7 protein-coding genes are annotated in these 12,289 nt (G+C 36.0%); 5 read left to right on the top strand and 2 right to left on the bottom strand.

The genetic code is table 11. The annotated features are described in order from the left end of the window. Positions 1–26: 26 nt before the first annotated feature. The 5 genes from AAEO57_RS01160 to AAEO57_RS01140 all read left to right on the top strand — a co-directional run bounded on the left by AAEO57_RS01160 (position 27) and on the right by AAEO57_RS01140 (position 7,362). On the top strand, positions 27–1,460 hold the full coding sequence (locus AAEO57_RS01160; RefSeq protein ID WP_341688646.1) for a family 43 glycosylhydrolase: 1,434 nt from the start codon (positions 27–29) through the stop codon (positions 1,458–1,460). Between the two features lie 17 nt (positions 1,461–1,477). Then, positions 1,478–2,806, top strand: a complete 1,329-nt coding sequence (locus AAEO57_RS01155; protein WP_341688644.1) for a rhamnogalacturonidase — start codon at positions 1,478–1,480, stop codon at positions 2,804–2,806. A 225-nt stretch (positions 2,807–3,031) separates the two neighbouring features. After that, positions 3,032–5,467 carry a glycosyl hydrolase 115 family protein gene (locus AAEO57_RS01150; RefSeq protein ID WP_341688643.1) on the top strand — a complete coding sequence of 812 codons (2,436 nt, stop codon included), beginning with the start codon at positions 3,032–3,034 and terminating at the stop codon, positions 5,465–5,467. Between the two features lie 117 nt (positions 5,468–5,584). Beyond that, positions 5,585–6,952, top strand: a complete 1,368-nt coding sequence (locus AAEO57_RS01145; RefSeq protein WP_341688642.1) for a sulfatase-like hydrolase/transferase — start codon at positions 5,585–5,587, stop codon at positions 6,950–6,952. Between the two features lie 233 nt (positions 6,953–7,185). Further along, complete coding sequence (locus AAEO57_RS01140; protein WP_163407400.1) at positions 7,186–7,362, top strand: histone H1; 177 nt, start codon at positions 7,186–7,188, stop codon at positions 7,360–7,362. Between the two features lie 258 nt (positions 7,363–7,620). On the opposite strand, the gene AAEO57_RS01135 is transcribed toward AAEO57_RS01140, so the two are convergent. Together AAEO57_RS01135 and AAEO57_RS01130 are read right to left on the bottom strand one after the other, a co-directional pair. After that, entirely contained in the window at positions 7,621–9,126 is a 1,506-nt protein-coding gene (locus AAEO57_RS01135) for a rhamnogalacturonan acetylesterase (RefSeq protein ID WP_341688638.1), read from the bottom strand. Positions 9,127–9,417: 291 nt separating this feature from the next. Further along, positions 9,418–12,273: a glycoside hydrolase family 2 protein gene (locus AAEO57_RS01130; RefSeq protein WP_341688636.1), complete on the bottom strand. Its 2,856-nt coding sequence runs from the start codon at positions 12,271–12,273 to the stop codon at positions 9,418–9,420. Positions 12,274–12,289: the final 16 nt, after the last annotated feature.

Genomic DNA, 12,289 nt, shown 5'->3' with positions numbered 1-12,289 from the left:
GGTTGTGCTGTAATTTTATATAAAAAATGTTCAGAAATAATTGTTTTATTTTCAGAAGCCTGCCTAAAGAAATCATTTGTGCCATTTTGGTAATGAGTTTGACTTTTTCTTTCGCACAAAAGTCAGGAAAAATGGATGCCATCTATTCCGGAACACCATGGTTTGATCAAAACGGAAATATTGTAAGCGCCCATGGTGCCAATATTATTAAAGAGAAAGATGCATTTTATCTTTTTGGTGAAGCGCATACAGATACCAGCAATGCATTTGTCGGATTTAATTGTTATTCTTCAAAAGATCTTTGCAACTGGAAATTTGAAAGCATTGCATTACCGCTACAAAAATCCGGTAAATTAGGTCCAAATCGTGTGGGAGAGAGAGTCAAAGTGATGAAATGTCCGAAAACAGGAGAATTTATCATGTACATGCACGCCGATACCTTAACCTATAAAGATCAGTTTGTAGGCTACGCAGTTTCCAGGAAAATAAATGGACCTTATGAGTTTAAAGGCCCGCTTTTGTTTAACGGAAAACCGATAAAAAAATGGGACATGGGAACTTTTCAGGATACAGATGGTTCCGGCTATATTTTAGTTCATGGTGGTGAAATTTATAAATTAGCAGATGATTATAAATCGGTTACGGAGAAAGTAAACGAAAATATCACATCAGGATTCGAATCTCCGACGATGCTTAAAAAAGACGGACTTTATTATTTTATAGGCTCACATTTAACGAGTTGGGAGAAAAATGACAATTATTACTACACATCTGATTCGCTCAAAGGCCCTTGGATTTCTCAAGGTTTAATCGCTCCTGAGGGAACACTCACATGGAATTCTCAATCGACTTTTGTATTACCAATTCAGGGGACAAAAGGCACAACGTATATGTTTATGGGCGATCGCTGGTCTTTTCCTAAACAGGCTTCATCGGCAACGTATGTCTGGCAGCCACTTACTATTTCAGGAAATTCAATATCGATTCCTAATTATCAGGATGCCTGGCAACTTGATACTTTAACCGGAATTTCATCTGTTGCAGAAAATAATGACGAAATCATTAAAAATACCGATACACAAATTCAATATCATGGAAATTGGAAGCATACCGATTCTGAAAGCAAATCTGATGAAAAAGACTCTTCGTTTACTCTAAGTTTTTCCGGTGAGCAAATTGCTTTGTACAGCCTTGTTGGTTCAGAAAATGGTTATGCAAATGTTACTTTGGCCGATAAAAAAGGCAAGATAATTGTTACTGCTCTTGTGGATATGTACAGCAAATTCTCTACATCAACACAGGTATTCAGATCTCCAATATTGAAAAAAGACAACTATAGTTTAACTGTTTCTGTTACAGGAGAAAGACCCAACTGGTCAGATAAAAGGAAATCAAATTACGGAAGCACAGGATATTATATTTCTATCAGTCAAATTAAAATAAAACCTCATAAAATTTAAAAACCAAAAAAGATACAATGAAAAGATTATTGACACTTGCAATCTGCATTTTGGGAATTTCCCAGTCTGCATTTTCTCAAAATTATACAAACGATACATTTCCTGATGGAAGCGCCATTACACCCTGGTTTAAAGATTATACCAAACTCCAATTGAAAGATTTAGGGAAGCAATACACCATTACAGATTTTGGAGTTACTAAAGACAGTACCAAGATCCAGACCGTTGCAATCCAAAAGGTTATTGATAATGCGGCCAAAAATGGTGGTGGAGTAATCGTGATTCCAAAAGGGGTTTTTCTTAGCGGCGCTTTGTTTTTTAAACCTAAAACAAGTTTATACGTTTCTGAAGGAGGTACTTTAAAAGGCTCTGATGATATTGCCAATTATCCAATTATGGCATCCAGAATGGAAGGTCAGAATCTGGATTATTTTCCGGCTTTGGTAAACGCTTATGGTGTGGATAATTTTTCTATTTCAGGAAAAGGAACCATCAACGGTAACGGTTATAAGTATTACGAAGCTTTCTGGGCGAGACGCAAAATCAATCCAAAATGTACCAATTTGGAGGTTTCAAGACCAAGACTGGTTTTTGTATGGAACTCAAATAATGTACAATTCCAGGATGTTAAATTGATCAATTCAGGTTTCTGGACGAATCATTTTTATAAATGTAATAATGTAAAACTATTAGATTTATACATCTTCTCTCCTCACTTAGAAGTTAAAGCTCCAAGTACAGATGCAATCGATGTTGATATCTGTACGAATGTATTAGTAAAAGGGTGTTATTTGTCTGTAAATGATGATGCAATTGCATTAAAAGGCGGTAAAGGACCTTATGCGGATCAGGATAAAAACAACGGGCCAAATGCTAATATCATCATCGAAGACTGTAGATTTGGTTTCTGTCACTCGGCATTAACAAACGGAAGTGAATCTATCCACAACCGAAATGTGATTATGCGTAATTGCCAAATTGATGGAGCAACGAGAATGCTTTGGTTAAAAATGAGACCGGATACACCTCAAAGATACGAGTACATTAGAGTAGAAGATATTAAAGGGCAGGCAAAAAACTGTTTGGTTGTATTGGCATGGAAACAATTTTTTGATTTAAAAGGACGTCCTGATGTTCCGTTATCTTATGGCGATCATGTGACTTTAAAAAATATCGAAATGAAATCGGATACATTTTTTAATGTAGAAAAAGATCCGAATGTTCGTTTATCTAATTTTACTTTCGAGAACCTGAAAATTGAAGCGACTAAAACTGCTATAGATAAAAGTATTGTAGACGGAATTACGCTAAAAAATGTGGTGATAAACAAGCAGTTGGTTGAGTAAATTTCTCTAATAATATAAAACAGGAGTTCAATTTTTCGAATGTAATGCGTGTAAACTTTGATCCTTTGTTTTTTTGGGATAACTAAACATGCAAGGTTGAAAAGTGTAATTTAACCACAAAATGTACAAATTTTCACGAATTAATTTGCGTCAATTTGTGCAATTTGTGGTTAATTTTTAGATGCTGAAGCGAAATCTACTGACCTAAAAGCTAATAAATTAAAGATGAACAAAAATATACTTGTAAGTTCCCTGTTGTTGCTTATTTTTTTGAGTAACAACATTTACAGTCAGGATAAAAACGCAGTTAATTTTTCAATTGCAGATTCCAATCAGTCAGCTACAATTTATATCGATAAAAATACAGATCCTTTAATTGTCTGGGCTGTAAACGAACTGGCTGATGATGTAAAAGAAATAACCGGAAAAAGACCAGAAATTATTCCAATCAAAACGATTTCGAAAAAAGGAATTTATATCGGACAGGTTTCATCAGGTCTTTTTAAGTCAAAATCAAAAGACTTGTCCAGCCAGTGGGAAAAATTTTCCATTAAAAAGGAGAAGGAAAATCTTGTGGTTACCGGAAGCGATATAAGAGGAACAGTTTACGCCATTTTTGAAATTACAGAGCGTCTGGGGATTTCTCCATGGAAATGGTGGGCAGATGTTCATCCGATAAAAAAAGAAAAACTAGCATTAGAACTTCCTCAAAAAGGAATCATTTCATCACCATCGGTACAATACAGAGGAATATTTCTAAATGATGAAGACTGGGGATTAGAGCCTTGGGCAGAAAAAACATTCGAACCGGAAGTTGGTAATATGGGGCCCAAAACCTACGAGAAAATTTTTCAATTGCTGTTACGACTAAAAGCCAATACGATCTGGCCGGCGATGCACCCTTCTACAAAAGGCTTTTTTACCCTTCCGGGGAATAAGGAAATGGCTCAAAAATACCACATGGTCATTGGCTCATCGCATGCTGAACCGATGCTCCGAAACAATGTAGATGAATGGAAACCCAAAATTCACGGAGATTATAATTATTTCACCAATAAAACGCAGGTAGATAAATACTGGCAGGATCGTTTGGATGAAGTAAAAGCTTTTCAGAATGAAACGATTATGACTTTAGGTATGCGAGGTGTTCACGACAGCAAAATGGAAGGTGCCAAAGATTTGAAAGAATCAATTGAAATGGTTGAAAAAATAATTGTGAACCAACGTGAAATGCTTTCGAATACTTTTAAAAAACCATTAAAAGATATTCCGCAAGCTTTTGTTCCGTACAAAGAAGTATTAGAATTATACGACAATGGATTAAAAGTTCCGGATGATATAACACTCGTTTGGCCCGATGATAATTACGGGTATATTCGTCGTCTGAGCAACGAAGAAGAGCAAAAAAGAGCAGGAGGAAGCGGTGTTTATTACCACATCAGTTATTGGGGAAGGCCACACGATTATCTTTGGCTGAGCACAACGCAACCGGGTTTGATTTGGTACGAAATGACAAAAGCATACGAAAATGGTGCTCAAAAAATGTGGATTGTAAACGTAGGAGATATAAAACCTGGAGAATATGATACCGAACTTTTTCTCGATTTGGCTTGGGATATCAACAGTATCAAATCTGACGGAATCAATCAGTACCTGAAAGATTGGCTTAGCAGAGAGTTTTCTCCGCAAATTGCAGCAGACTTAGGTTCTGTATTTGAAGAACATTACCGATTGGCATTTCTCAGAAAGCCGGAATATATGGGATGGAGCCAGACAGAACCAACTACACAAATAAAGCTTTCTGATTTTACGGAAGAAGAATGCCTTGAAAGAATAAAAGCTTATGATAATTTGATTAACATGGTTTATGAGCTGCAAACTGCAGTTTCTGTAGATTTCGGACGACTTGTTCCCGATGAAAGAGATGATGCATATTTTCAATTGGTAACTTACCCAATTCAAGGAGCGGCCTACATGAACCATAAGTTTTTATATTGGAATCTGGCTGCTATGACAACCGATTTGAAACAAAAGGAAAATTATTTGAATTTGTCAGCGAAAGCTTATGAGAAAATCAAAGAGCTTACCCATTTTTATAATACAAAAATGAGCAATGGAAAATGGAATCACATGATGTCTATGAAACCAAGAAATTTACCGGTTTTTGATTCCATAAAAGCGCCTGCGACTTCAGAAGAAGTTACTGCAAAATCAAATACCAAATCAGTTATTACAATTAATGCAAATAATTTTGTTGCCAACAAAACGGTAAAAAACTATAAATGGAAAACAATTAACGGTTTAGGATACAGTAATAATTCGATTACATTGTTTCCGTTTAAGCATTCTTATTTTGATGAAAAACCCTCGATTGCCTATGAATTTGAAGTTGAAAAAGCGGGTGATTATGAAATAGAAATTCATCTGCTGCCAACACATGCAAACAATTTCGACCATCAGATAGAAGTACAGATTGACGGAAATAAGGCACAGTCGTTTTCAATTAACACTAAAGACCGTGACAAAACCTGGAAAGAAAATGTGCTTCGTAACAGCGCCATTGTAAAATTGCCTTTTTCAATTGAAAATAAAGGAAAGCATACTATTACGATTGCTGTAAATCAGACGGGAATTGTACTGGATTATATAACAGTGAAATAATTTTAAAAGAGGTGTCAGGCTGAGCCCATTCGGCTTCTCTCAGGATAAACTTCGGCGAAGCCCTATTGATACATAAAGTTTCAAACGAAGTCTAGTTTTAATTAAATTTTAAAAATTATGAATACAAAAATGCAATTATTACTAATGTTATCGTTTTGTTTTTCAGTTTTGTATAGCCAAAAAAGTAAAAATGATTTAACTGAAAAACCGAATATCATTTTGATCATTGCGGATGATGCGGGATGGAATGATGTTGGCTATCACGGTTCGGAAATCAAGACTCCTAACATTGATTTTCTGGCAAAAAACGGAGTAGAATTGGACCGGTTTTATGTAAATCCGACCTGTTCTCCTTCAAGGGCGAGTTTGTTTACCGGAAAGCCTGCAAGCCGTATGGGAATCGTAGCTCCGATTAGTGATAAAAGTCAGTTGAAACTCCCGGATTCAATTCCGACCTTGCCGAAATTATTACATCAAAATAATTATCAAACAGCACTTATTGGCAAATGGCATCTTGGGTTGCAGCCAAGCAGCGGACCAAAAGCGTATGGATTTGATTATTCGTATGGTTTCCTTCACGGACAATTAGATCAGTATACTCATTTATATAAAAATGGAGATAAAAGCTGGTATCGAAATGGTGAATTTATTGAAGAAAAAGGTCATGTAACGGACTTACTAACCAATGAAGCTATTAAATGGATTTCGGAAAAAAGAGATCCAAAGAAAAGCTTCTTTTTAGAGGTTGCTTACAGTGCCCCGCATTTTCCTTTGCAGGAAGAACAAAAATGGAAAGATCCGTATATGAATTCCATAAAAGACAGTTCTCGCAGGGATTTTGCTGCAGCTATGAGCCACATGGATCACAGCATCGGGATATTACTAGAGAAGTTAAAACAGCTAAATCTGGATAAGAATACACTGGTCATTTTTATGAGCGATAATGGTGCTATGGAAAATTGGGATTCGAAAAATGAATATAATGGAGTTCATCCGTCCAATACCACTCTCGGAGATAATACGCCGCTCAGGGACTGGAAAACATCGAATTATGAAGGCGCAATCCGTGTTCCTTGTATTTTCTACTGGAAAGATCATTTGCAGCAATACAAAAATGACAATTATATTTCGGTTATAGATTTGCTACCCACTATTCTGTCTTTAGCTGGAGATAATGATATGCCTCAAAGTATTGAAGGGAAAAATATCTGGTCCACGATTTCTGAAAACAAAACCATTACCAATAAGGAAATTTATGTGAGAGGCCATCTCCAGGAATCCTTAATCAACAAGCCATGGAAAATAATTAGAACCAGACATGCGAATGCGCCTGCTGACTATGAACTTTATAATATTGAAAAAGATTCTCAGGAAAAAAATAACGTTATTTCTGAAAACAAATCTATAGCTGAAGAAATGAAAACTGCGCTTGAAAATCAGTTCAAAAAAGATGCTAAAAAGGTGAATCATGATAAAATAAAATAGATTTTAGCATCAAAATACCTTAATAAAGCAGCATAAAACCCTAAAAAAAGCGTTTTGGAGTAAAAAATAATTTCAATGTGATTTATGTAATTAATTGATTATGAATATGTGTCTGTTTGGTTTTATTAAAAATTAACACTAAGAAGAAAAATATGGATAATTTTAACACTAAAGTTACGTTAACTATGGAGCAAACTTATATTTTTGCTCCCTTAATTTAATACAGAATTATCATGAAAGATTTATTAGTAAAAATCAACGCCGAAATCGAAACATTTAAAGCAGAAGCTGAATCACTATCTGAGAAAGGTATTAAAGCAGCTGGAGCAAGAGCACGTAAATCATCTTTAGAGATTGAAAAACTTTTAAAAGAGTTCAGAAAAGTTTCTATCGAAGAATCAAAAAAATAATACTAAAAACCTCGTTTAAATTAAACGAGGTTTTTTTATGCATTACATGTGAAATGTGAAATGTGAAATGTGAAATGTGAAATGTGAAATGTGAAATGTGAAATGTGAAATGTGAAATGTGAAATGTGAAATGTGAAATGTGAAAAGTGAAAAACTGCAAATTCAAACTTCACGTAATTTATATTCTTAAATTTCATCAAACATCTCACATCTAACATCTAACATCTAACATCTCACATCTAACATCTCACATTTTACTTACTTCGGAATTTCAATATACTCCCTCAATCCACAGTCTTTAATTTTTTTAAGACTTTCAGCTACTGTCAGTGCATTTAGAGTAGCGCCTTCAGCTCCTGTGTGTGTATGATCTTTTGGAAAAAACGATTTTACTTTTTCTTTGCCTAAAGCTTCATATTTTTGAGCTACAATTTCGTTCAGGTCAATATAAAACGCTTTTTCTCTTTCGGCAGCAATCTTTGACCAGTTTCCATAAGTATCGGTTTTGCGTTCTACTTTGTCGTTTGGCCATTCGTTTCTTGGGGTCTGACTTAAAACAATGGGTACAGCACCTTTTTCTTTGCTTTCTTTGATGAATTTCTGCATGTACCAGCCAAAAGTATGAACAGTTTCGGTTAAACTGTCACGAACGACAACCTGAGTTTCATCTCCATTACCTTTTAATGAACCTCTGAATTTTTCCTTATCAATAGCTCCGGCATCGTTATGACCAAACTGAATCATTACAAAATCGCCTGGTTTCAATTGATTCTTTACTTCATCCCATAATCCTTCTTTGGTGTAAGTACGTGTACTTCTTCCTCCTCTGGCTTTATTGATCACTTCAATTCTGGTGGTATCGCAATATTTTGGAAATGCAACTCCCCAGCCCACAGCATTTGGATTTTCGCCATTGTTTGCCATCGTAGAATCACCAATTAAAAACACTCTTTTTTTAGCCGGAAGTACAATTTTTGGATTTTTTAAAATGTAATTTTTTAAAGAGTTTTTACTTGATTTTAGTTCATTGATAATTAGCGAAGCTGCTAATACAGCTCCTTTTGCAGAGGGATGTGTATGATCTTTTTTGTAGAAATAAGTTCCGGTTACTTTCTGTTCACCAAGCTTTTCCATTTCAACGGCCATTTTATCATTCAAATTGATAAAAGTTACCTTTTCTTTTTCTGCAATTTGTTTGGCCCATAATCCATATGATTTGTCGTTTCGGGGTACTTTCCCTTCCTTCCAGTCATTTCGTGGAATAGGGGAGCAGATAATCGGAATAGCGCCTTTTGATTTGGCTTCCTGAACTACTTTCTGGATGTACCAGCCATAAGTATGAACCGTTTCATGCTTTTTAGTCAGCATGTTGTCGATTTCCTGGGTTTCTGATCCAATTCCTTTGATGGTTCCCCTTGCACGCAGCGTGTCATTTAGTGGACCGTCATCGTTATGTCCAAACTGAATCAGGACGTAATCACCTTTTTTAAGTTTTTTATAAACTGCTTCCCATAACCCTTTATCCTGAAAAGTCCTACTGCTGGTACCGCCCAAAGCATGATTTTCGATTTTGATTTTCGAAGTGTCCAAAAACTGCCCAATATAATCTCCCCAGCCCCAAAGTCCGCCGGATCCGTCACCTCGACCATTTTTTACGGTGGAGTCACCTACAGTGTACACAGTAGGTTTATTGTTTTGTTTAGGAGTAAAATTGAAAAATAATACTGTCAGGCATAAGACAGAAAGTATTTTGAGTGATTTCATATTGTTGTTTGTAAAATGTGAAATGTATGTTGTAAAATGATCTTGCGATTTTGTTTCAAATAACGTTTTTTGCTTTAAAGCCTTCGACTCCGCTCAGAATAAACTTAGTCGAAGCCCTTTTTTCTCAATTTTGTCATTTCGACGAAGGAGAAATCACACTCGCAATTCGACAAAGATTGACAACTTTAAGGACGGAGTTTCTGGTGTGATTTCTCCTTCGTTGAAATGACATGCTTTGTGTTAAGGTTGTTCGATAACAAACCTGAAACAAAGAAAAAATTGAAACTCTTTTTACTTCCTAAAATCAAACCATAAATTCATCTTAATTCCCTCATCACCACTTTTGATACGAATATTGGTTGGCTGGCTTTCTGGCCCCTGATGTTCCAAAGGTTTGAAATCTCTCATGGCCGGAATTTCATACATAAACGAAATGTCTCCTTCCGGGAATGTTGGCTGTGGATAACTTCCGGGGAAAGCATTTTTAGGCAAATCCGGTGTGAATAATCTCAAAAATAAATTATCAGATTCACTGAAAACTTTAAATGATGATGTGCCCGCTTTTAAGCTTGCTCCTAATAAATTGGCATGGTACCCTTTAAACTCAGGATACACCAGATTTTCAAAACTTTCGCCGGTTATAGTGGTGTTGTAATCCTTCTCCCAAATACCGTATGTGGTTCCTTTTAATCTGTTTTTCCAAACGTGGTAAGGGCCTTTTCCAAACCATTTCATTCCGGTAACTCCTTTTTCCGGAAAACTAAAAGTAATTCCGAACGCACTGATTTTATCTTCAAAAGCAGCACCGTCAAAGCCACCATTGTTTTCTGAATTTTTCAAGGCTATCAATTCCATTTTAAATCTGCCATCCGGTTCCATAATCCATTTGATAGAAGATATGCCTCCCGCATACAATACTTTACAAATTGCTTTGTCACCTTCCTGAGAAACCTGAACTTCTTTTAGTTTGGCTTTCATTCCAATCGGACGTGGACCATTTGTTAACGGAATAGTGGATGTACCGTTTTTAACAGAAGAAATTTCTCCTGTCAAAGCATCAAGAGTTACGGTTACATCACTGCCTTTTAAAGTAATTTCATTTCCGTTTTTTGTTGCTGAAGCTTTTGCTTTTGTATTTTGTACCGCTAAGAATTTTTCAGCATAATATTTTGCTTTGTGAATAGGCCATGTCCACGTATAAATTTCTTTATTGAACTGATCGTAAGCTGAAATAGATAATACATCACCTTCGGCAAAATTATTAGGAACAGCGAATTGTATTTTACGTGTTTCTCCGGGATCGATACTCGGAATCTCAATTTTTCCTGAACCGATTTCTTTTGAAGTGCCATTAGAGTAAAGCACATTTGTATCAGATTGCAATACTTTAAATTCCATTTTGCAGGAATTCAGATTACTAAAAAGATAATCATTGGTAATCAAAAACGATCCGTCAAAAGTAGGAGTAACCTGTTTAGGCAAAAACTGAATTGGTGCCCAAACTTCTTTTACGGTATAATAACTTCCTTCTTTTTCACGGTGTGGCCCTAAAATTCCGTCCGCAGCCAAAGAACCTTTCGAGTCAAATTTTGCATCTCCCTTCCAATCAGAGCGAAATACGGCTTCGTCTAACATTGCCCACATAAATCCTCCTGCAAAAAGCGGACTTTGTTTATAACGTGTCCAGAAGTCTTCCAGAGCGGCTCCGTGTCCGTTATCGTAAGTTCCGTGCATGAATTCTGTTGGGAAAAATACATTTTCACCATTGTTAAAACGATGCATTCCGGTTAGATAAGTCGGGTAGTGGTGTGTGTCCCAGCCATTAAAATCGGCCCAAGGGTGAATCACGATTCTTTTTTGTGGATCATTCTCTTCAAAAACTTTATCAACATTGTAATTCCATCCGCCTTCATTACCATTATCCCAAATAATTACAGAAGGATGATTGACATCGCGAACAACCATTTCTGTAACCAGTTTAGTTCCGGTTTCAGTATCATAAGAGTTTTGCCAGCCCGCTAATTCATTCAAAACAAAAAGGCCCAATGAATCACAAACGTCAAGAAAGTGCTCGTCAGGAGGATAATGTCCGCGAACGGCATTCATGTTCATGTCTTTTAGTAATTTTACATCCAAATCGCTGATTCTCTTACTGGTACTTCGTCCGCCTTCCGGCCAGAAGGAGTGACGATTAATTCCTTTCATGATGATTTTTGTACCATTGACATAAATTCCGTCTTGTTTTTTAAACTCTAAAGTTCTGAAACCAATTCGTTTGTCATATTTATGAATAATATTTCCGTTTTGTTTTAAAACCAATTCTAAATCATACAGATTTGGACTTTCCGGATTCCATGGTTTGATGTTTTTCCACTGAGCTGCAATGGATTCTTTCGTACTTTTTGCTTTAATCGGGAAAGTAAACGTTTGAAGATTTTCTCCGTTTAAAGTTTTAAGTGTTGCTTCTAAAGTGGTATTTTTAGAAATATTTTTAAGATTCAGATCAACCGTAATGGAACCGTCCATTTTCGGATTTACAGCAATGTGCTGAATATTGGTTTTAGGAGAAACTTCCAGCCAAACCGGACGATAAATACCACCAAAAAGCCACCAGTCTGCTCTTCTTTCAGCTGCGTTAACCGATTTATTAGCAGAATGTTTCCAAACATGCACTTCTAAAGTATTTTTAGAACCGAATCTTAATAACGAAGTAATATCATATTTAAACTCATAAAAACCTCCCTGATGAATTGCTCCGGCAAGTTTTCCGTTGACTTTCACCTCGGTATCTGTCATGGCTCCGCCAAAAACAATCTGAACCTCTTTATCCTTATAATCGGCAGGAACTTCAAATTCGTATTTGTATAAACCTTCTTCCTTGCTTGGTTCTTTCTGGTTCAGTTCTTTGTACCATCTTCCATACGTATATTCTCCAAAACCTTCTAATTCCCATTGAGACGGAACGTTTATTTTAGACCATTTTTGACTGTTATTGCCTCCGGTACAATAAAAATCCCATTTTACAGGGTGTTCAAAATCTTTCCCGGAAAGATAGACTTTATCAGTTTGCTGTGCTGCGCTATTTTGATAAGAAAATAAAGCAACGGCAGCAATTGTTAAGTTTTGGAAGGTGTTTTTTAGTAACATAAATGAGGGTTTGTAT

It is taken from the genome of Flavobacterium calami (genome assembly GCF_038290035.1).
Lineage (GTDB): Bacteria > Bacteroidota > Bacteroidia > Flavobacteriales > Flavobacteriaceae > Flavobacterium > Flavobacterium calami.
This window is presented reverse-complemented; position numbering and strand designations above follow the sequence as displayed.